The sequence below is a fragment of the Nonomuraea salmonea genome (assembly GCF_042428605.1).
GTDB classification, from domain to species: Bacteria; Actinomycetota; Actinomycetes; order Streptosporangiales; family Streptosporangiaceae; genus Nonomuraea; species Nonomuraea salmonea.
Genome location: NZ_JBHMCF010000040.1, coordinates 462114 through 483313, shown reverse-complemented (window position 1 = coordinate 483313; position 21200 = coordinate 462114). Strand labels below are relative to the sequence as shown.

19 protein-coding genes are annotated in these 21200 nt (G+C 71.5%); 9 read left to right on the top strand and 10 right to left on the bottom strand.

Features of this window, described 5'->3' with window-relative positions:
• On the bottom strand, positions 1–389 hold a 389-nt coding region (locus ACFFR3_RS37390; RefSeq protein ID WP_379484655.1), incomplete at its 3' end, for an RNA-guided endonuclease InsQ/TnpB family protein.
• Positions 390–538: 149 nt separating this feature from the next.
• On the opposite strand from ACFFR3_RS37390, the gene ACFFR3_RS37385 reads away from it, so the two are divergent.
• Complete coding sequence (locus ACFFR3_RS37385; protein WP_345392893.1) at positions 539–805, top strand: DUF6510 family protein; 267 nt, start codon at positions 539–541, stop codon at positions 803–805.
• A 93-nt stretch (positions 806–898) separates the two neighbouring features.
• A complete protein-coding gene (locus ACFFR3_RS37380) occupies positions 899–2299 on the top strand; it encodes an LCP family protein (RefSeq protein WP_345392896.1) in 1401 nt (466 codons plus the stop codon).
• A gap of 69 nt (positions 2300–2368) precedes the next feature.
• Here the strand turns inward: ACFFR3_RS37380 and ACFFR3_RS37375 are convergent, their stop codons facing one another.
• Complete coding sequence (locus ACFFR3_RS37375) at positions 2369–2539, bottom strand: DUF3073 domain-containing protein (RefSeq protein WP_345392899.1); 171 nt, start codon at positions 2537–2539, stop codon at positions 2369–2371.
• 86 nt (positions 2540–2625) lie between these two features.
• Between ACFFR3_RS37375 and ACFFR3_RS37370 the strand changes: the two genes are divergently transcribed.
• On the top strand, positions 2626–2958 hold the full coding sequence (locus tag ACFFR3_RS37370; RefSeq protein WP_043615149.1) for an ArsR/SmtB family transcription factor: 333 nt from the start codon (positions 2626–2628) through the stop codon (positions 2956–2958).
• Here the strand turns inward: ACFFR3_RS37370 and ACFFR3_RS37365 are convergent.
• Positions 2951–3130, bottom strand: a complete 180-nt coding sequence (locus ACFFR3_RS37365; RefSeq protein ID WP_345392902.1) for a hypothetical protein — start codon at positions 3128–3130, stop codon at positions 2951–2953. The genes ACFFR3_RS37370 and ACFFR3_RS37365 overlap by 8 nt on opposite strands.
• Before the next feature lie 117 nt (positions 3131–3247).
• Between ACFFR3_RS37365 and ACFFR3_RS37360 the strand changes: the two genes are divergently transcribed.
• Both ACFFR3_RS37360 and ACFFR3_RS37355 read left to right on the top strand, forming a co-directional pair.
• The gene (locus ACFFR3_RS37360; RefSeq protein ID WP_345392905.1) at positions 3248–4126 is read left to right on the top strand and encodes a 1,4-dihydroxy-2-naphthoyl-CoA synthase; all 879 of its coding nucleotides are present in this window, start codon (positions 3248–3250) and stop codon (positions 4124–4126) included.
• 9 nt (positions 4127–4135) lie between these two features.
• Complete coding sequence (locus tag ACFFR3_RS37355) at positions 4136–5065, top strand: aminoglycoside phosphotransferase family protein (protein ID WP_345392908.1); 930 nt, start codon at positions 4136–4138, stop codon at positions 5063–5065.
• A gap of 84 nt (positions 5066–5149) precedes the next feature.
• On the opposite strand, the gene ACFFR3_RS37350 is transcribed toward ACFFR3_RS37355, so the two are convergent.
• Complete coding sequence (locus ACFFR3_RS37350) at positions 5150–6073, bottom strand: NADP-dependent oxidoreductase (RefSeq protein WP_379484654.1); 924 nt, start codon at positions 6071–6073, stop codon at positions 5150–5152.
• Positions 6074–6206: 133 nt separating this feature from the next.
• On the opposite strand from ACFFR3_RS37350, the gene ACFFR3_RS37345 reads away from it, so the two are divergent.
• From ACFFR3_RS37345 to ACFFR3_RS37335, 3 genes are read left to right on the top strand one after another with little or no spacing between them, the layout of a single operon-like run.
• Positions 6207–6758 carry a hypothetical protein gene (locus tag ACFFR3_RS37345; protein WP_379484653.1) on the top strand — a complete coding sequence of 184 codons (552 nt, stop codon included), beginning with the start codon at positions 6207–6209 and terminating at the stop codon, positions 6756–6758.
• The gene (locus tag ACFFR3_RS37340; RefSeq protein WP_379484652.1) at positions 6758–8851 is read left to right on the top strand and encodes a flotillin family protein; all 2094 of its coding nucleotides are present in this window, start codon (positions 6758–6760) and stop codon (positions 8849–8851) included. Before ACFFR3_RS37345 ends, ACFFR3_RS37340 begins: the two co-directional genes overlap by 1 nt.
• Positions 8848–13665, top strand: a complete 4818-nt coding sequence (locus tag ACFFR3_RS37335) for a DNA repair ATPase (RefSeq protein WP_345392920.1) — start codon at positions 8848–8850, stop codon at positions 13663–13665. Before ACFFR3_RS37340 ends, ACFFR3_RS37335 begins: the two co-directional genes overlap by 4 nt.
• 154 nt (positions 13666–13819) lie before the next feature.
• Here the strand turns inward: ACFFR3_RS37335 and ACFFR3_RS37330 are convergent, their stop codons facing one another.
• On the bottom strand, positions 13820–15448 hold the full coding sequence (locus ACFFR3_RS37330; RefSeq protein ID WP_379484651.1) for a TlrC/CarA/OleB/SrmB family ABC-F type ribosomal protection protein: 1629 nt from the start codon (positions 15446–15448) through the stop codon (positions 13820–13822).
• Positions 15449–15594: 146 nt separating this feature from the next.
• On the bottom strand, positions 15595–16473 hold the full coding sequence (gene dapA / locus ACFFR3_RS37325; RefSeq protein WP_364368902.1) for a 4-hydroxy-tetrahydrodipicolinate synthase: 879 nt from the start codon (positions 16471–16473) through the stop codon (positions 15595–15597).
• A 71-nt stretch (positions 16474–16544) separates the two neighbouring features.
• Between dapA and ACFFR3_RS37320 the strand changes: the two genes are divergently transcribed.
• A complete protein-coding gene (locus tag ACFFR3_RS37320) occupies positions 16545–17414 on the top strand; it encodes a LysR family transcriptional regulator (protein WP_345392929.1) in 870 nt (289 codons plus the stop codon).
• Positions 17415–17459: 45 nt separating this feature from the next.
• Here the strand turns inward: ACFFR3_RS37320 and ACFFR3_RS37315 are convergent, their stop codons facing one another.
• From ACFFR3_RS37315 to ACFFR3_RS37300, 4 genes are all read right to left on the bottom strand, one after another.
• On the bottom strand, positions 17460–18389 hold the full coding sequence (locus ACFFR3_RS37315; RefSeq protein ID WP_364368899.1) for a serine hydrolase domain-containing protein: 930 nt from the start codon (positions 18387–18389) through the stop codon (positions 17460–17462).
• A gap of 2 nt (positions 18390–18391) precedes the next feature.
• Positions 18392–18898: a flavoprotein gene (locus ACFFR3_RS37310; protein WP_345392935.1), complete on the bottom strand. Its 507-nt coding sequence runs from the start codon at positions 18896–18898 to the stop codon at positions 18392–18394.
• 40 nt (positions 18899–18938) lie between these two features.
• On the bottom strand, positions 18939–20300 hold the full coding sequence (locus tag ACFFR3_RS37305) for an MFS transporter (RefSeq protein WP_379484650.1): 1362 nt from the start codon (positions 20298–20300) through the stop codon (positions 18939–18941).
• Positions 20301–20413: 113 nt separating this feature from the next.
• Entirely contained in the window at positions 20414–21145 is a 732-nt protein-coding gene (locus tag ACFFR3_RS37300; protein ID WP_345392941.1) for a class I SAM-dependent methyltransferase, read from the bottom strand.
• Between the last annotated feature and the right edge of the window lie 55 nt (positions 21146–21200).

Here is a 21200-nt window from a genome sequence, read left to right as displayed (position 1 = left end):
CACAACCGGCCCTCACGCCAGCGGAACGCCGAGCGGGTGTACTCCGCCGACGCCCGGGACTTCTTGCGGGACTTGAATGTGGGGTAGTTGGCGCGCCTGGCGAAGAAGTTCGCGAACGCCGCCTGAAGATGCCGCAGCGCCTGCTGAAGAGGGACCGACGACACCTCCGACAGGAAGTCATAGTCTCCGCTGCGCTTCCACTCCGTCAGGCGCGCGGAGGACTCCACATAGGAGACACGGCGGCCTTCCAGCCGGTAGGCGCGGGTGCGCTCCTCGAGTGCCTTGTTGTAAACGAGACGGACGCAGCCGAACGTCCTGGCAAGCTCGCCGGCCTGCTCAGGGGTCGGATAGAAGCGGTACTTGTAGGCCCGCTTCACGATCTGCGCCACGCCCCACATGCTACCGAACGATCAACCAAAGCTCGCTCCTGTGTTCGATACACCGGTTCACCTGACGGCGAACCGGCTGCCCCTGTCCTGCCCCGCAGGGGTCCGAATCCTTCCCCGCCTGAAGGCGGGGGTTTCCACGGAGGTATCTGATGACGGCGGAACACCTCGACGGCAACGCGCTGGCCGGCCCGCTCGGCGAGATCTTCGCGGTGGACGTGGTCTCCGCGACCGGCCGCTGCGCGAGCTGCGGCCTCACCGGGCCGGTGGCGTCACTGCGCGTGTACGGGCCGGAGCCCGGCCTGGTCGCCCGCTGCCCCGGCTGCGACGAGGTGGTGCTCAGGCTGGTGCGCGGCCCCGGCACCGCCTGGCTCGACCTGCGAGGCAGCGTATCCCTGCGCATGAGCGTGCCTGACTGAGTACACTCTGGCACTGTTCACCGGCCGAGATCTGTACGGCGAGGCTCTTGGCCACGGGCGGCTACCCTCGGCCCCGGTCTAGGGGGAAGTCACGTGAGCAGCGGGCTTGTCGAGGTGCCACCGTCCGGTCACCGCACTCCGCGGCGGCGCCGCCACTGGTTGCGCTGGGTCATCACGATCAGCGTGGTCGTCGTGCTCCTCGTCGTCGGGGTGGCGGTGGGCGTCTTCGCCCGGCTGACCGGCAACGTCAAACACACCGACCTCACGGCCGACGACCTCGGCGCCACCCGCCCGCCCAAGGTGGCAGGCACCGCGATGAACCTCCTGGTCGTCGGCTCCGACCAGCGCAACGGCAAGAACGCCAAGTACGGCCGGGTCGCCGGCGAGCGCACCGACACGATCATGCTGGTCCACGTGTCGTCGCAGCGCGACAACGCGATGGTGATCAGCTTCCCGCGTGACTCGCTCGTCCAGCTGCCCGCCTGCCGGGCCACCGGCGCCTTCCCCGGCCAGCAGGCCCACCTCGGCATGATCAACGAGTCGTTCAACTCCGGCGGCATCGGCTGCACCTGGAAGACGATCGAGTCGCTCACCGGCATCCACATCGACCACTTCGTGAAGGTCGACTTCACCGGCTTCAAGGGCATCGTCAACGCCGTCGGCGGCGTCGAGGTGTGCCTGCCCGAGCCGGTCGACGACAAGAAGGCGCTGCTGCACCTGCCCGCCGGGCGGCAGAGCCTCAACGGCGAGCAGGCGCTCGGCTACGTACGCGCCCGCTACAGCCTCGGCGACGGCTCCGACATCGGGCGCATCCAGCGCCAGCAGATGTTCATCGCCTCGATGGTGAAGAAGGTGCTGAGCGGCGAGACGCTCACCGACCCCGCCAGGCTGCTCGCCATCCTCGACGCGGCCACCCAGGCCGTCACCACCGACCGCGGCCTGACCCTCGGCGTCATGAAGGACCTCGCCACCAGCCTCCAGGGCATCGACGTCGGCAAGATCCGCTTCATCACCACCCCGTGGCACTACTCGCTCACCCAGCCGGGCCGCGTGGAGTGGGTGCAGCCGCAGGCGCGCAAGTTGTTCCAGATCGTCGCCAAGGACGAGAGCGTCGAAGGCGTCAAGGGCGGCCAGGAGAAGGTGGCCCGCTCGAAGATCCAGGTCGAGCTGCGCAACGGCACCTGGCGTACGGGGCTGGCGACCGAGGTGGCCGCCGCCCTCGAACAGCGCGGCTATCACATCGCCAAGATCGGCGACACCGCCCGCAAGCCGCAGAAGCAGACCACCGTCTTCTACGGGCCCAACGGAGAGACCCGGGTGCCCACCCTGTCCAAGGACGTGCTCAAGAGCCGGCCGAAGGAGCTGGCGGCGGCGCGTACGAGCCGGTTGGTGCTGGTCATCGGCGACGACTGGCAGGGGCTCAAGCCGCTGCGGGCGGGCGACACCGAGGCGCTCAAGGGTTTCGACGCCACGCACGACACCTGCGCCACCTGACCGGTGGACGCGGCGTCATGGGGGTCGCCGGAGCCCAGGGCTCCGGCGATCCGCGCAGCGGGCCCCTGGTCAACGCCCGCGTTCGGACTCCTGCTCCGACGGCGTAGGCGGGTACATCTCCTCGCGTCGCGTGTCGGCGCCCAGCTCCTCGCGCAGCCGGTCGTAGTCGATGTTGTGGTTGGCGTACTTCAGCTGGCGAGCGACCTTCGTCTGCTTCGCCTTGGCTCTTCCTCGGCCCATGGCTTCTCCCTAGTCCCCGCTGTCATGCTATCCAACAACATAGCGACTTGAAGAATTATGCAACTGAACTAGATTACTCTGAAGCTATGCACGTGGAGGTCTACCAGGCCAAGGCCGACTTCTTCCGAACGCTCGGCCACCCCGCTCGCATCCGAGTGTTGGAGCTACTCCAGGAAGGGCCACTGCCCGTCAGGGACCTGCTGGCCCAGATCGACATCGAGGCCTCGAGCCTCTCCCAGCAGCTCGCCGTCCTGCGCAGGGCCGGCATCGTGAGTGCGATCCGCGAGGGCAGCACCGTGGTCTACACGCTGGCCACGCCCGAGCTCGCCGACCTGCTGGGCGCCGCCCGACGCATCCTCACCGACATGCTGGCCGACCAGGGGGAGCTGCTCGCGGAGCTGCGCGCCGAGGTCACCTAGCCGACACCCGCCGCACGTGGCCGGGATACCACGCGGTGAAGGCGGCGGGCACCACGAACGAGAGCACTTTGATGGCGACCACCGTCGCCGTCGCGTGAAGGGAGGCGTGCAGCACCACGGTCAGGGCGATGGCGGCGACGGTGAAGGCCACCGCCCAGGCCGGGGTGAGCACGGTGTCGAGCCGGAGGAAGCGCGGGTGGTCCCAGGCTGATCTACGGCCGCCGCCTCGCCGAGAGCCGGCGCCAGTGGGGCGAATGGGCGGAAAACCAGATCGGTTAGGCTCTCGGCCATGGTCTCCGAGTTGTTCGATCCCAAGGCGTGGCAGCCCGTCGAGGGCTTCGACTTCACCGACATCACCTACCACCGGGCCGTCGACCACGGCACCGTGCGCGTCGCGTTCAACCGGCCCGAGGTGCGCAACGCCTTCAGGCCCCAGACCGTGGACGAGCTCTACCGCGCGCTCGACCACGCCCGGCAGACCACCGACGTCGGCTGCGTGCTGCTGACCGGCAACGGCCCCTCGCCTAAGGACGGCGGCTGGGCCTTCTGCTCCGGCGGCGACCAGCGCATCAGGGGCAAGGACGGCTACCAGTACGCCGACGGCACCCCCTCCACCGGCCGCCTGCACATCCTCGAGGTGCAGCGGCTCATCCGGTTCATGCCGAAGGTCGTCATCTGCGTCGTGCCAGGGTGGGCCGCGGGCGGCGGGCACAGCCTGCACGTCGTCGCCGACCTCACGCTCGCCAGCGCCGAGCACGCCCGCTTCAAGCAAACCGATTCCGACGTCGCCAGCTTCGACGGCGGCTACGGCTCGGCGTACCTCGCCCGGCAGGTCGGGCAGAAGTTCGCCCGCGAGATCTTCTTCCTCGGCGAGACCTACAGCGCGGCCGACGCCCACCGCATGGGCATGGTCAACGCCGTGGTGCCGCACGCGGAGCTGGAGGCGACCGCGCTGGAGTGGGCCCGCAAGGTCAACGGCAAGTCGCCGACCGCGCAGCGCATGCTCAAGTACGCCTTCAACGCCGTGGACGACGGGCTGGTGGGCCAGCAGCTGTTCGCGGGCGAGGCGACGCGGCTGGCGTACATGACGGACGAGGCGGCCGAGGGCCGCGACGCGTTCCTGGAGAAGCGCGAGCCCGACTGGTCGCCCTACCCCTGGCACTACTGATCCGGAGCCATGCGGATCACGGTGCCCGCCGCGCTGACCGCCTCGCACCTGCGTCACGCGGACGACGCGGGGCCCGCCTGGGTGGCCGCGCTGCCCGGGCTGGCCGAGCGCTTCCTCGACGAGTGGGAGCTGCGGCCTGACGGCGAGCCGAGCCACGGCATCGTGGCGCTCGTGCTGCCCGTGGTGCGGGCCGACGGGACGCGGGCGGCGCTCAAGCTCCAGCCCGTCACGGAGGAGACCGCCGGCGAGGCCCTGGCGCTGCGTACGTGGGCGGGCGACGGCGCCGTACGCCTCCTCGCCGCCGACCCCGGGACCGGCACTCTGCTCCTCGAACGCCTGCACGCCCGCCGCTCCCTGGAGGACGTCCCCGACGTCACCGCGGCCCTGGAGACCCTCACCGCCCTCCTGGGCCGCCTCTCCTCCCATCCCGCGCCGGCGTCCGGGTGGCGGCGGCTGGAGGACATCGCGTGGCGCATGCTGGACGAGGTGGACGCGGCCGTCGCCGCGTTGCCGCGCGAGCGGGACCGCGCCTGGTTGCGGCGGTGCGCCGATGCCGTCGCCGAGCTGGTTCCCGAGCTGGCGGGCGGGCATCGTGACCGGCTGCTGCACTGGGACCTGCACTACGCCAACGTGCTGGCCGCCGATCGGGAGCCGTGGCTGGTCATCGACCCGAAGCCGCTGGCCGGCGATCCAGGGTTCGAGCTGCTGCCCGCCCTGTGGAACCGCTGGGACGAGGCGGTGGCGACCGGCGACGTACGCAGGGAGACGCTGCGCCGCCTCGACCTCATGACCGAAGCACTCCGCGCCGACCGGCGGAGGGCGGCCGGCTGGACGCTCGGCCGGGTGCTGCAGAACTGCCTCTGGCTGGTCCGCGAAGGCGATCGCGAACTGGACGACGTCCAGCTCACGATCGCCGAGGCCGTGCACACGCGCTGGTGACCGGCCGAGCGACCAGAGACACTCCACCCACCCCGAACGCCTGCCGGCCGCCCGGGCGGCCCGCCCCATGACGGGGTGGGGGCGTCAGGGGGTGATGACGACCTTGCCGGCGCCGTGGCGGCCCTCGACGTCGCGGTGCGCCTCCGCCGCCTCCTCCAGCCGGTACGTCCGCCGCACCCGCCAGGAGAAGGAGCCTTCCGCGTACAGCCGCGCGTACCGTCCGAGCCGCTCGGCCGACCGCTCCCCCTGCACCAGCCGCACCCCGAGCGCGCCGGCCTTGTCGTGCTCGACCATGGTGACGATGCGCCGCCGGTCGGCGACCAGGTCGAGCGAGACCTCAAGCGCGTGCCCGCCGGCCCCGTCGAGGGCGGCGTCCACCCCGCCGGGCGCGAGCGCGCGGACCCGGTCGGCCAGTCCCTCGCCGTAGGTGACGGGGATGGCCCCCAGCTCACGCAGGTAGTCGTGGTTGGCCTCGCGGGCGGTGCCGATCACGGTGGCCCCGCGCCGCCTGGCGATCTGCACCGCCGCCGTGCCCACGCCGCCCGCCGCCGCGTGCACGAGCAGTGTCTCGCCGGCGGCCAGCCCGAGGTTGTCGAGCGCCAGCTCGGCCGTCTGCACCCCGGCGGTGAGGCTCCCCGCCACCTCCCACGGCACCCCGGCCGGCTTGGGCGTCACGTTGGCGGCCGGCACCACGACGTACTCGGCGCAGCAGTTGAGCACGTTGAACCCGAGCACCTCGTCGCCCGCCGAGAACCCGGTCACGTCCGGCCCGACCTGGTCGATCACGCCGGCGAACTCGTTGCCTGGAATGCGCGGGAAGGGGATGTCATCGAGGTAGCCGGGCATCCAGCCCGCCCGGATGGCCGTGTCGAACGGCTGCACGCCCGCCGCCCGCACCCGGACTCGCACCTGGCCGGGCCCCGCCTGGGGAGCGGGCAGCTCCATCATCTTCAGCACTTCCGGTCCGCCCGTTTCCGTGAAGGCGGCCGCTCTCATCAGATCGCTCATGCGATCAAGCCTGCTACCTCAACTTGGCTTGAGGTCAACACCATATCGACTCGGGAACTTTTTCCTTTACTTGTGCTTTATCTAGATATAGTCCTATTGGACACACACGGGGACGGGGCAACACCGGGGCGGCATGACCGACTTCTTCAGCATCGCGTTAGGTTTTCCGACTGTCATTTTCACCTTCCTGCTCGGGGTGGTCGTCGCCTATTGGCTGGCCGTGATCACCGGTCTGTTCGAGATCGAGGACGACGCCGCCTGGCTGGGGTTCGGGGGAGTTCCCGCCGGCGTCGCGCTGTCGTTGCTCGTCGCGCTGGCCTGGCTGCTGTGCCTCATCGGCGCCGTGCTGACGAGCGGCGGCCTGCTGATCGTCGTGCCGCTCGCCGCGTCGGCGGCGGCCTGGCTCGCCGTCCGTGCCCTGCTGAGACCGCTGCGCGCACTCTTCCCCCAAGGGGAGACCCGCTCGCGCGACGAGTTCGTGAGCCAGCCGTGCGTGATCCGCACCGGCACCGCGACCCCCGACTTCGGCCAGGCCGAGGTCACCTCCGCCGACGGCTCGTCCGCGATCGTGCAGGTGCGTACGACCGGCGCCGACCGCCTGAAGCGCGGCGACGCCGCCCTCATCTTCGACTACGACAAAGACGGCGAATTCTTCTTGGTCATGCCGTACGAAAGTGAGCACTGATGGACGTCATCTCCACCGGCTTCGGCGTATTCCTCGCCGTCGTCCTCGTCATCGTGATCGGCCTGCTGCTCGTGATCGGCCGCCTTTTCCGCAAGGTCGAACAGGGCAAGGCACTCATCGTGTCGAAGGTCAACAAGGTCGACGTGACGTTCACCGGCGCGGTGGTCCTTCCGGTCGTCCACAAAGCCGAGATCATGGACATCTCGGTGAAGACGATCGAGATTGAACGCACCGGCCGCGAGGGCCTGATCTGCCGCGACAACATCAGAGCCGATATCAAGATCACTTTCTTCGTCCGCGTGAACAAGACCGCCGAGGACGTCATCAAGGTCGCCCAGGCCATCGGCACCGCCAGGGCCAGCGACGAGACGACCCTGCAGGAGCTGTTCAACGCGAAGTTCTCCGAGGCGTTGAAGACGGCGGGCAAGCACCTCGACTTCGTCGACCTCTACACCAAGCGCGACGAGTTCCGCGACGAGATCGTCCGGCTGATCGGCACCGACCTCAACGGCTACAGCCTTGAGGACGCGGCCATCGACTACCTGGAGCAGACCGCGCTGAACCAGCTCGACAAGAGCAACATCCTCGACGCGCAGGGCATCCGCAAGATCACCGAGCTGACGGCGATCGAGCACGTGCGGACCAACGAGTACCAGCGCAACGAGGAGAAGGAGATCACCCGCCAGAACGTGGACGCCCGCGAGGCCATCCTGGAGCTGGAGCGCCGCCAGGCCGACGCCGAGCTGAAGCAGCGCCGCGAGATCGAGACCGTCAAGGCCCGCGAAGAGGCCGAGATCGCCCGCGTCCAGGCCGAGGAGCGGCTGCGCGCCCACGCCGCGAACCTCAAGACCGACGAGCAGCTCGGCGTCGCGAACGAGAACAGGGCCCGCGAGGTCGCCGTCGCCGAGAAGAACCGCGAGCGCGTGATCGCCATCGAGGCCGAGCGCATCGAGAAGGACCGCCTGCTGGAGGTCATCGCCCGCGAGCGGGAGACCGAGCTGTCGCGCATCGCGAAGGACAAGGAGGTCGAGACCGAGAAGCGGTCGATCGCCGAGGTCATCCGCGAGCGCATCGCGGTGGACAAGACCGTCGCCGAGCAGGAGGAGTCGATCAAGCGGCTGCGCGTGGTCGAGGAGGCCGAGCGCACCCGCCAGCAGGTCATCATCGCCGCCGAGGCCGAGGCCCAGGAGAACCTGGTCAAGGACATCAAGGCGGCCGAGGCGGCCGAGGCCGCGTCCAAGTTCAGGGCCCGCGAGGAGCTCGTGCTGGCCGAGGCCAGGCAGCAGGCCGCCGACCTGGACGCGCGCGCCAAGATCCGGCTGGCCGAGGGCATCCAGGCCGAGACCGCCGCGGCCGGCCTCGCGGAGGTGCAGATCAAGGAGCGCGACGCCGAGGCCATCGAGAAGGTGGGCCGCGCCGAGGCTCTGGCGCTGAAGGAGCGGCTGGCCGCCGAGGCCGACGGCGCCAAGGCGATGGCCCTGGTCGAGGGCGAGCGGCTCAAGGCCCGCGCCGAAGGCGAGCAGGCCATGGCGCTGGCCGGCGCCGCGGCGGTGGGCGAGAAGCTCAAGGCCGAGGCCGAGGGTCTGACCGAGAAGGCCGCCGCGATGGCCGCGCTGGACGAGGCCAGCAGGGCGCACGAGGAGTACCGCCTGCGCCTGGAGGCCGACAAGGAGATCAGGCTCAAGCACATCGACGTCAACAGGCAGGTCGCCGAGTCGCAGGCCAGCGTGCTCGCGGCCGGTCTGGCCAAGGCCAACATCGACATCGTCGGCGGCGACACCATGTTCTTCGACAAGGTGGTCGGCTCGATCACCGCGGGCAAGGTCGTGGACGGGTTCGTGGGCCACTCGCAGGTCGCCGAGGCGGTCGTGTCGCCGTACGTGAACGGCAGCGCGAGCCTGGCGTCCGACCTCGCGCGCGTGGTCGGCGGCGTCAGCACCGAGGACCTCAGGAACGTCACCGTCTCCGCCCTGCTCATGAAGCTCATCCAGGACGGCGGCCCGCAGTCGTCGGCCCTCGGTGAGCTGCTGGAGACCGCCCGCAGGCTGGGTGTCGCGGACTCGCCGGTGGCGGCGCTGGCCGGCGCGAAGTGAGCACGCTCGAAGCGAGTCTGGAGGCGGGGACGTACGAGGTCCTCAGGAACCGCCTCCAGGCTCAGGCCAAGGCGCTCGCGGAGGCGGCGGCCAGGCTCAACGACGCGCGGCTGAAGGTCTTCGGCGGGGCCGAGCTGCGCCTGCTCGGCACCGAGCGCATCCGTACGGAGCACAACTGCGTCCCCAGGGACATCGTCTCCCTGGGCGACGTGATGTTGTTCGGCTACAACGTCTTCATCGGGCTCAAGCCGGAGACGACGGTGGCCGACGTGTTCGCCGTGCACCGCTTCTCCAGGGACGGCGACGCCTTCAGGTTCGACGCCGACCGGCTGGCCGCGCTGGACGACCCGGCGTTCAGGAAGGACTTCGCCGAGCTCTACCGCTACTACAAGGAGACCCGGCTGCAGCAGCTCAGGCGGGTCGAGGGCAAGCTGCTCGCGGTCTTCAGGACCGGTCCTGGGGACACGCGGGTGCTGCGCTGGACGGTCAGCACCGCCGGAGTCTCGAAATATCTGGATAACAGGGGTGAGCGCGACCACGAGTTCCCCCCGTCCCACGACTTCGAGTGGACCGCCACCACCCGCGACGACCACGTGCTCGGCCGCCACCCGCACATCTCCATCGACGGCGAGGTGTTCGTCGAGACCGTCGGCGGCGACCTCACCATCAAGGTCGAGGACAACACCGAGACAGGGGCCGGCATCTACTCCGAGCCCGTGGCCGAGCCGCTGCAGAGCCTCGGGGACGCCGACGTCGAGTACGCCCGCGTCGGGCCGCTCATCCTCATGCGGATCCGGCCGTACAAGGAGCCCGACTGGCGCCACCTCGTCTTCAACACCCGCACCAAGGGCGTCGAGCGGCTCGACGGCATCGGGCAGGCGTGCCAGCGGCTGCCCGAGGACCAGGGGCTCATCTTCCCCGGCGGCTACTACCTCGCCACCGGCGTCAGCAAGACGTTCGACACCGACGTGACGGACCTGGAGTTCGAGCGGATGGTGCGCTCCCCCAACGGCGAGGACGTCCTGTACGTCTTCCACGCCAGGGGCGACGGGCGCTCGCTGCTGCTGCCGTACAACGTGATCAGGAAGGAGGTGGCCACCCCGATCGTCTGCCACGGGTACTCGCTGTTCGACGACGGCACGATGGTGGTCTTCCGCGCCACCTCCGACGAGCCCACCCGGGTGCACCCGATGCAGGTGTGGCAGACGCCGTACGTGTCCGACACCTACGCCGCCACCCAGCCCGTCGGCACCGGGCCGCTGGAGCGCATCGGCAACGCCGAGCTGGTCCGCGGCATCTCCGACTGCCTGTCGGTGGCGCGGATGGTCGAGGAGATGGCGCCGTCCGCCGGCACGTTCGAGGGGCTGATCGGGGCCTGCACGCGCGCCTTCGACTCCTACCACTGGCTCGGCGAGCACGGCCTGCTCGGGCCGCTCACCGACGTCCGCGCCACCGCCGAGCAGGTGCTCGACGAGTACGAGAACGTCGAGCAGCTCACCCGCCAGGCCGCGCGCACGCTGGAGTCGGCCACCGAGGAGACCACCCAGCTCGTCCGCCGCGCCCAGGCCGACGACCCGGACACCGCCGACGCGTGGGTGACGCTGCTGGCCACGCTGCGCCGCGCCCAGGGCCACCTGGTGACGCTGCGCGAGACCCGCTACATCGACCTCGCCGCGCTCGACGAGCTGTCCGCCGCCGTCACCGAGGCGGTGGCCGGCACCGGGCAGCGGGCCGTCGCGTTCCTGTCCGGCGAGGACGCCTTCACCGCCTACCACGCCGCCGTCGAACGCCTGGCCGCCGACGCCGCCGCCATCGGCACCGCCGCCGAGGCCGCGCCCGTCGCCGACCGGCTCGCCGAGCAGGCAGAAGGGCTCGAAGTCGTCACCGAGGTCGTCGGGTCGCTGGACATCGCCGACGCGACCGTCCGCACCTCCATCCTGGGCCGCATCGCCGAGGTGCTCGGCGGCGTGAACCGGGCGCGGGCCGTGCTCGACGGCCGCCGCCGCGAGCTGCTCGGCGCGGAGGGCAGGGCCGCGTTCGCCGCCGAGTTCGCGCTGCTCGGGCAGGCCGTCACCGGCGCGCTCGCGATGGCCGACACGCCCGCGCGGTGTGACGAGCAGCTCGGCCGGCTGATGCTGCAGATCGAGACCCTGGAGTCGCGCTTCGGCGAGTTCGACGACTTCGCGGCGCAGCTCGCCACCAAGCGCGACGACGTCTACGAGGCGTTCTCCGCCCGCAAGCAGACCCAGCTCGACGAGCTTGCCAGGCGCGCCGACCGCGTCTTCGCCTCCGCGGAACGGGTGCTGGCCGGCGTCACCAGGCGGCTCGGCACGCTCGGGTCGCTCGACGAGGTCAACACCTACTTCGCCACCGACCCGATGGTGGCGCGGGTCCGCTCGGCGGCCGGCGAGCTGCGGGAGCTGGGCGACGCCGTACGAGCGGAGGAGCTCGAAGGCCGGGTCAAGTCGGTGCAGCAGGAGGCGGGACGGGCCCTGCGCGACCGCCTCGACCTGTACGACGACGGCGGCGAGACGCTGCGCCTCGGCCACCACCGCTTCGCGGTCAACACCCAGCCGATCGACCTGACGCTGGTGCCCCACGACGGCTCGATGTTCTTCGCCATCACCGGCACCGACTACCGGGCGCCCGTGCCCGAGTCGTTCGCCGACACCCGGCCGTTCTGGGAGCAGTCGCTGGTCTCGGAGACGCCGGAGGTGTACCGCGCGGAGTACCTCGCCGTCTCCCTGCTCGACGGCGTCACGGCCGGCGCGCCGCTCGCCGACCTGGTCAGGCAGGCCGCCGAGTCGCGCTACGACGAGGGGTACGAGCGCGGCGTCCACGACCACGACGCCACGCTCATCCTCGACACGCTCGTCCGGCTGCGCGAGGGGGCCGGGCTGCTGCGCTATCCGGCGGAGGTACGGGCGGCGGCGCAGCTCTTCTGGGCCTTCGGGACCGACGAGGTTTCACGTAAAACATTGGCCACCCGGGCCGTGTCGCTGGTGCGCGCGCGTGAGCTCTTCGGCTCCGCACCCGCCGTGACCGAGCTGGCCGAGGAACTGGGCACGGCCATCGCCCGCTTCTCCTCCGAGACCTCAGGATCCCCTGATCAGGGTGGGGTCGCGGGGCTCGCCGGCGAGTACCTAGTGGAGGAGCTGGGCGGGACGCCGGCCGGTTTCGTGACCGGGAAGGCGGCGCGCGACCTGCTCGACGGGTTCAGGCACGAGCTCGGCCCGGCCAAGAACCGCGAGTTCGAGGACGACCTCAAAGCGCTCCCCCTCCCCGAACGCCTCCAGCTCGCCCGCGCCTGGCTCACCGCCTACCGCCAGGGTCCCGAGCTGCCCGAGGCGGTCGCCGTGCTGCTGTGCGACCTGCCCCGCCACGACTCCAGCGCCGCCACCGCCGAGACCGTGCACGGGCTGCTCGGCAGCCATCCCCGCATCCGGGACCGCGCGCTGGAGCTGCGGCTGGACGAGATCCTGCCGCGCATCAGGCGGTTCGCGGCCGAGCGGGTGCCGGCCTTCCGCGCCTACCAGCGCCGCCGGAGCGAGCTGGTCGAGGCCGAGCGCCGCCGCCTGCGCCTCGAGGAGTACAAGCCGAAGGTCATGAGCGCCTTCGTCCGCAACCGGCTGCTGGACGAGGTCTACCTGCCGCTCATCGGCGACAACCTCGCCAAGCAGCTCGGGGCGGCGGGCGCGGGCAAACGCACCGACCAGAACGGCCTGCTGCTGCTCATCTCGCCGCCCGGCTACGGCAAGACCACCCTCATGGAGTACGTGGCCAGCCGCCTCGGCCTGGTCCTCGTCAAGGTAAACGGCCCCGCCCTGGGCCACGCGGTGACCTCGCTCGACCCCGCCGACGCGCCCGACGCCACGGCCAGGCAGGAAGTCGAGAAGATCTCGTTCGCGCTGGAGAGCGGCAACAACACCCTGCTCTACCTGGACGACATCCAGCACACCTCGCCCGAGCTGCTGCAGAAGTTCATCTCGCTGTGCGACGCCCAGCGCCGCATGGAGGGCGTCTGGAACGGCCGCACCCGCACCTACGACCTGCGCGGCAAGCGGTTCGCGGTGTGCATGGCGGGCAACCCGTACACCGAGTCGGGGCAGCGCTTCCGCATCCCCGACATGCTCGCCAACCGGGCCGACGTGTGGAACCTGGGCGACGTGCTGGCCGGACGCGAGGAGCTGTTCGCGCTGAGTTACATCGACAACGCCCTCACCTCCAACCCGGTGCTCGCGTCCCTCTCCGGCCGCGACCGCTCCGACGTCGAGCTGCTCGTACGCCTGGCCAAGGGCGACACCGCCGTCCGGCCGGACCAGCTCACGCACCCGTACACCAAGCCCGAGCTGGAGCGGATCCTGGGCGTGCTCGCCAAGCTGGTGCGCGTCCAGGAGGTGGTGCTGGCCAACAACCGGGCCTACATCGCCTCGGCCGGGCAGTCGGACGCGGCTCGCACGGAGCCGCCGTACCGGCTGCAGGGGTCGTACCGGAACATGAACAAGCTGGCCGAGCGCATCGTGCCCGCGATGAACGACGCCGAGCTGGAGGCCCTGATCGACGACCACTACCTGGGCGAGGCCCAAACGCTGACCACCGACGCCGAGGCCAACCTCCTCAAACTGGCCGAACTCCGCAACCGCCTGTCCCCCGCCCAGGCGGAACGATGGGCCGCGGTGAAGGCCGCCTACCTGAGGGACAAGGCACTGGGCGGCGCCGAGGACGACCCGATGACCCGCGCGGTGGGCGCCCTCGGCCTGCTGGCCGACCGAGTGGGCGAGGTAGGCACCGCCATCAGAGCATCAGACCACTGACCCCACCCGGCTGCCCTGCACCTGACCGCCCGCCCGCCGGCCCGAAGCCGGCCGGGCCTCAGGCAGGCGCCGCCCCAGCCCGCCGCCCGGCCGCCGCCCGGCGGCCGGTCCGCGGCCGGGCGGGCGAGTGGCGGGGCAGCGGGGCGGTCGTGGGTCAGGCTGGGGCGCCGTTGCGGAGCTCCAGGTGGGAGCCGGTGAAGGTGGCGCGTAGGCGGCGGTCGTGGGTGACGATCATCAGCGCGCCCTCGTAGGAGGCCAGCGCCGCTTCGAGCTGCTCGACGAGGTCCGGCGACAGGTGGTTGGTCGGCTCGTCGAGCAGCAGCAGGTCAACGGGGTCGCTGACCAGGCGGGCCAGCTCGACCCTGCGGCGCTGCCCGTACGACAGCTCGCCCAGGCGCAGCCGCAGGTCCGCGGGCCGGAACAGCCCCAGGGCCAGCAGCGCGTCCGCGTGCTCGTCCAGCGACCCCGGCCGCCCGTGCGCGTAGGCGGCGAGCAGGGTGCGCTCCGGCGGCCCGGCCGCCTCGTCCTGGCGCAGGAGGCCGGCCCGGCCCGTGCGCACGACCGTCCCGGCGTCCGGCCGCAGCTCCCCGGCCAGGACGCGCATGAGCGTGCTCTTGCCCGCCCCGTTCGGCCCGGTGACGAGCAGCCGCTCGCCGGCCCGTACGGTGAGGGCGTCCAGCCGCAGCCGCCCTGCCACCTCCACCCCATCGAGCACCACCACCGCCACCGGCTCGCCGGTCGCGGACACGGCGGTGGCCGAGGGGACGGTGGTGAAGCGTAGGGGGTCGGGGGGCGGGGTCAGCGGGTTGGCGGTCAGGCGCTGCACTCGCTGCTGCGCCTGACGGATGCGGCCCGCGGCGCCGTGCGCGCGGGAGCGGGCGCGCCACGCGCCGGTGCCCATGCTCGCCAGGGTCAGCTTGCGCGGCACCGCGGCCAGCCGGCCGGCATTGGCGGCGACCAGCGCGGAGTGGCGGGCCAGCTCCTGGCGCCACTCCTCGTACGCCCGCAGCCGCGCCGCCCGCTCGGCGGCCTTGGCGGCGAGGTAGCCGTCGTACCCGTCGCCGTAGCGGCGCACCCGTCCCTCGCCGACCTCCAGCACGGTGGAGGTCACCCGCTCCAGGAACATCCGGTCGTGGGTGATCGCCACGACCGTGCCCCGGTGGGCGCGAAGGCGCTGTTCGAGCCAGGCCACGGCCCGGTCGTCCAGGTCGTTGGTGGGCTCGTCCAGCAGGAGCAGCTCGGGTTCGGCGGCCAGCGTGGCGGCCAGCGCCAGCCGGGAGCGCTCGCCCCCGGACAGCGTGGCCACCGGCCGGGACCGGTCGAGCCCCGGCAGCCCGAGCCCGTGCAGCGCGGCGTCCACCCGCGCGTCGGCCTCGTACCCGCCGCGCGCCTCGAACTCCGCGACCAGCCGGGCATAGGCGTCCATGGCGGAACCGCCGGCGGCCAGCGCGTGCCCGGCCTCGCTGATCCTGGCCTCCAGTGAGCGGAGGTCGGCGAGCGTACGGTCGATCGCGTCGGCCACGGTCGCGTCCGGCGGCAGCTCCAGAGACTGCGGCAGGTACCCGACGCCGCCCGGCGCGACGACGGTCAGGTCGCCGTTGTCCGGCCGTTCGGCGCCCGCCATGAGCTTGAGCAGCGTGGACTTGCCCGCTCCGTTGTCCCCGATGACCCCGATCCGTTCGCCGGGGCTGACGGTGAAGGAGACCCGGTCGAGGACGAGCCGGGTGTCGTAACGCTTGGTGATGTCGTGAAAAGTCAGTTGGGCTTGGGCAGCGGTACGCATAAAGCGCGTTCCCCTTTGATCGGTACGGAAGATGACCGATGCGGGGCGGCACGGGCGGAGCTCAGGCTCGACGCGCGTGCGCCCCGGGGGCGAAGATCACAGAGTTCCCATTGGGGGGAGAACTTAGCCCGATACCCCCTTCATGGTCAAGCCCTTAGCGCGGCCAGTGCGCGGGACACCGTCTCCTCGGCGGCGGGCAGCAGCGGCAGGCGGACGTCCGGCGTCGGGATCAGCCCCTGCGCGTGCAGCACGCCCTTGATGACGGTCGGGTTGGGTTCGGCGAACAGCGCCGCCGACAGCCGGGCCAGCCGCCGCCCGAGGTCGCGGGCGCGCGCGACGTCCCCGGCGTCCCCGGCGCGCCAGGCGTCGGCCAGGTCGGCGAAGCTCCTGGTCTCCAGGTGTGCGGAGGCCAGGATGCCGCCCGCCGCGCCCAGCGCCAGCAGCGGCGAGATGACCGCGTCGTCGCCGCCCAGCACCGCGAAGCCCTCGGGCACGTCGCCCACCAGGTCGATGGCGTCCTGATCGACGCCGCCCGTCGCGTACTTGACCCCGGCGATCCTCGGGTGCGCGGCGAGCCGCCGCAGCGTGGCGGCACCGACGGCCTGCCCGGTGCGGTAGGGGATGTGGTAGATCACCAGCGGCACCGGCGACTCCTCGGCCAGCGCCTCGAAGTGCGCGACGACGCCGCGCTCGCCGGGCCGCAGGAAGTACGGCACGGTGACCAGCGCCGCGCTCACCCCGGCGGGCAGCTCGCGCAGGGCCGCCGCCGTCGTCCGCGTGTCGTTGCCGGTGACCCCCACGGTCAGCGGCGCCTGCCGCTCCTCGCAGACCCGCGCGCACGCCTCGATGACCCGCGCCCGCTCCTCCGGGGTGAGCGCCGCCACCTCGCCGGTGGTGCCCAGCGCGACCAGCCCGGACGCGCCCTCGTCCAGCATGTGCCTGCCGAGCTTCTCGACGGCGTCCACGGCCACCGCGCCGGCGGCGTCGAAGGGAGTGATCAGCGGTACGTGGATTCCTGTCAGCATGCTCCGAGCCTGCCGCCCGCCGACCCGTTAGGTCCAGCACGGATTTCTGACTTCGAGCTTAAGCTGAACTTATGCTCGACCCGCGTAAGCTCCGCCTGCTCCGCGAACTCGCCCGCCGCGGCACCATCACCGCCGTGGCCGAGGCGGTCACGTTCACCCCGTCCGCCGTCTCGCAGCACCTCGGCGCGCTGGAGCGGGAGGCGGGCGTGCCCCTGCTGGAGCGCACCGGCCGTACGGTGACGCTGACCCCGGCCGGGCGGCTGCTCGTCGAGCACGCCGACGCGGTCCTGGAGCAGCTCGAACGCGCCTCGGCCGCGCTCGCCGCCGTGAAGGGCGGCCCCGCGGGGGCGCTGCGGATCGGCGCGTTCCCGACCGCCGCCCGCGTGCTGCTACCGCCCGCCCTCGCCGAGCTGGCCGGCGCGCATCCCCGGCTGGAGCCGATGGTCTCGGAGATCGACCCGGCGGACGTCTCCGCCGCGCTGCGGGCCGGTGAGCTGGACGTGGCGCTCGTCCACGAGTACGACTTCGTGCCGCCCGTCACCGACGCGTCCATCGAGACGGAGCCGCTGTTCAGCGAGCCGATGTACCTGACCGACCGGCCTTCGATCGCCGCCGCCCGCGCCGACGCCTGGATCACCGGCAAGCCCGGCACGCTCTGCCACACGATGGCGATCAGGGCCTGCCAGGCGGCCGGTTTCGAGCCGCGCGTCCGCCACCACATCGACGACTTCGACACCGTCCTGGCCTTCGCCGCCGCCGGCCAGGGCGTCGCCCTCGTCCCCCACCTGGCCGCCACCACCCCGCCGAACGGCGTGACCCTCACCCGCCTCGACCTGAGCCGCCGCACTCTGGCGGCCTTCAGGCGCGGCAACAGCGCCCACCCGGCGATCAAGGCAGCGGTGGCCTCCTTCCGCACCGCCACCGCGGCCCTCCCCCTCTGAGCCGCGGCGCGGCGCGCGGCGGCCCCCGTCTGCCGCTGCGGGGCGTCAGCGGCCGAGGACGGCGTCCAGGGCCGCTTCGGCGCTCGATTGCTCCCGGTCGTACTCGCCGGCCGTCACCGCCACCACCAACCGGTCGTCCGGGGCGATGAGGAGGCGCTGGCCGCCGTTGCCGATGGCCTGGGCCCGGCCGTCGTGGAGGTACCACTGGTAGCCGTAGCGGGTGCCGGCGTCGAGGACGACCCGGGGGCGCAGGGTCTCCTCGATCCAGGAGCGGGGCACGATGTCGCGGCCGCCGTCGAGCACGAGCTGCCCGATCGCGGCCAGGTCCACCGGACGCAGCCGCAGCCCGGACGCGGCCCTGGTGACGCCGTCGTCGCCCCTGGACCACTCGTACCGGGTGATGCCGAGCGGGCCGAAGAGCCGGTCGGCGGCGTACTCGGCGAGCGGCCGCCCCGCTCCCCTCGTGATGATCTCGCCGATGAGCGCGCTGGCCCCGCCGCAGTAGTGCCACCGCTTGCCCGCCTCCTCGACGACGGGCCGCTCCAGCACGTACCGGTGCCGGTCGGGGGCCAGCTCCATGGCGATCTCACTGTTGGCCGCGCTGGTGTAGGGGGCGTCCTCGTTCCATTCGAGGCCGAGCGTCATGGTCAGGGCGTGCTCGATCGTCAGGTGCTCGCGCCCGGCGGGCGAGCACTCGGGGAACGACGCGAGCAACGGCGCCCCCACCTCGGGCACCAGCCCTTCGCGCAGCGCGATGCCGTACACCAGCCCGACCACGCTCTTGGACACCGAGCGCAGGTCGTGCAGGGTGTCGCGGTCGAAGACGACGTGCCCGAGCGGCTCATCCAGCCGGTGGTCGGGGCCGGCGCCGTAGCGTTCGAGCACGACCTGCCCGTCGCGCAGCACGACGAGCCCGTGCATTCCCGGGGCCCGCCCGGCGTCCAGCGCCGCGTCCACCCGCTCGGTCAGCCCCATCCTCATCCCTCCAGAGAGCCCGCGGTCGCCGCACGCAGCTCGCCCAGCGCCCGCCGCCACGGGTCGCCGCCGTCCTGGTCGAGGACGACCCGCACGCCGTCGGCCCGCAGGTCGCGCAGGCTGCGCCGGTACGCGGTGCGCGCCGACAGCGCCTCGTTCACGAACGGCAGCACGACCACGGGGATGCCCAGCCCGGGCGCCTCGGCCAGCACGCCCAGCGCGTACGTGTCGGCGATCCCCTGGGCGAACTTGTTGATCGTGTTGTACGTCGCCGGCGCCACCACGAACGCGTCGGCCCTGGGCGGCTTCGGCTCATGGGGCTTGCGGTAGCGGCTGCGCACGGGCCTGCCGGTCTGCCGTTCGAGTGCGGGAACGTCGATGAAGTCGAGCGCCGACGGCGTCGCCACGACCTGCACCACCCACCCGTCGTCCTGCGCCAGGGTGACCAACCGGCTGACGTCAGCGGCGGCACCGGCGGCGCAGACGACGAGGTAGAGCACACGCACCACGCCAGCATCCCCTATTTCACCGGGAATGACGAAACGACCGTCAGGTGGCCTTGGTCGCCTCGGCGGCGGAGAGCGGCGCCGCGATGTCCTCCAGCCCCTTGCGTTCGGCCTTGACGCCCAGGAACAGCTCCACGAGCCCGCCCGCGATCATCACCAGCCCGCCGATGGTGAACGCCAGCGCCGTGTCCCCCGGCACCCCGCTCTCCACCAGCGTGGCGAACACCAGCGGACCGGCGATGCCACCGGCCGCCGTGCCGATGGCGAAGAAGAACGCGATGGCCATCGCCCTGGTCTCCATGGGGAAGATCTCGCTCACCGTCAGATACGCCGAACTCGCCCCCGCCGACGCCACGAACAGCACCACCGACCAGCACGCCGTCAGCGTCACGGCGGTGAGCACCCCCTGGTTGAACAGCCACGCCGTGCCCAGCAGCAGCACCCCTGACCCGATGTACGTGGCCGAGATCATCGGCACCCTGCCCACGGTGTCGAAGAGGTGCCCGAGCAGCAGCGGCCCGAGGAAGTTGCCGACCGCGATGACCGCGAAGTAGTAGCCGGTGTGCGTGTCGATGTTGAAGAAGGTGGACAGGATCTGCGCGTACCCGAAGGTGATGGCGTTGTAGAGGAACGCCTGTCCGATGAAGAGCGACAACCCCAGCACCGTGCGCTTGGGATAGAGCGCGACCATGGTGTGCGCGATCCGGACGAACCCGATCGACTTGCGCTGGTGGATGGTCATCGACTTCTCGGGCTCCGGCAGGTCGTCCCGGCCGATCTGCCGCTCGACCTCGTCCACGAGCTGCTCGGCCTCGCGGTCCCTGCCGTGGATGAACAGCCAGCGCGGGCTCTCGGGGACGTTGCGGCGTACGAGAAGGATGGCCAGGCCCAGCACCACGCCGAGCCCGAACGCGACTCGCCACCCGATGTTGACCGGCAGGTCGTTGAGCAGCGGCACGGTCAGCAGCGCGCCGCCGGCGGCGCCGAGCCAGTAGCTGCCGTTGATGATGATGTCGATGCGCCCGCGGTGCCTGCTCGGGATCAGCTCGTCGATGGCGGAGTTGATGGCCGCGTACTCGCCGCCGATGCCGAACCCCGTCATGAACCTGAACAGGAAGAACCACCACGCGCTGAAGGAGAACGCGGTCAGCAGCGTCGCCACGAGATAGACGACCAGCGTGATGATGAACAGCTTCTTGCGGCCGAACTTGTCGGTCAGCCAGCCGAAGAACAACGCGCCCGCGCAGGCTCCCGCGACGTAGAGTGCGGCCGCCACGCCCGCCACCTGCGCCTGCGTGATGTCCAGTCCGCTGCCCGGCTTGGCCAGCTGCGCCGAGAGGTTACCGACAATGGTGACCTCGAGACCGTCGAGGATCCAGACGGTGCCGAGGCCGATGACGATCATCCAGTGCCAGCGGGACCATGGGAGCCGATCAAGCCGGGCTGGCACTTTCGTGGTGATGGTGCCGGTTTCAACATCGCTCATAAGGACCCGTGGCTACCCGGTGAACGGAATTTCTATCCGGTCGGCTTCCTGGCCTCGATGATCGTGGTGGCGAACCAGGGCCCGCCGTACCAGAACCGCCAGCCGGCGTCGCGCCGCCGTACGTCGATCACGCCGAGGTCGCGCAACGCCTGCTCGTAGTCGGGGGTGTGCTGGAAGTCGGCGAGCAGCATGAGCCCGCCCGGCCGCAGCACCCGGTACGCCTCCCGCACGGCCTGCGCGCGCCCGTCGGCCGACGGGATGTTGTGCAGGGCCAGGCTGGAGAGCACGACGTCGAACGCGTCCGCGCCGAACGGCAGGTCACGCAGGTCGCCGGTGACCAGGTCCACCCGCTCCGCGACGCCTTCCGCTCCGGCGTTGGCCTTGGCCGCGGCCTCGGTGTTGCCCGTCTGGTCCTTGGAGCGCCACAGGTCGACACCGGTCGCCCGGCCGCCGTCGGTGAGCCGCGCGGCGGCGGCCAGCAGCACCGCGCCCCTGCCGCAGCCGAGGTCGACCACCCGCTCGTCGCCGCGCAGCCGCCCGAGTTCCGCGTCCCAGACGGCGAACTTGCCGCGCCTGGTCGTGTAGAGGTAGCTGAACGCGCTGGCCAGGGTGTAGAGGCCGCCGAAGGCGAAGGCGACGCCCGCGGCGAGGATGTCGAGGACGAACGAGAGCGCCGCCAGGGCCAGCAGCGCGATCGCTCCGATGAGCAGGCCCACGAGGGGCCAGGGCGCGTCGAAGCCGTAGTGGCCGTGTCGCTTCCGCACATTCACGTTATATCTCAAGTTTCGCTTGACCGCTATTTGACCCAACCCCTCCCTT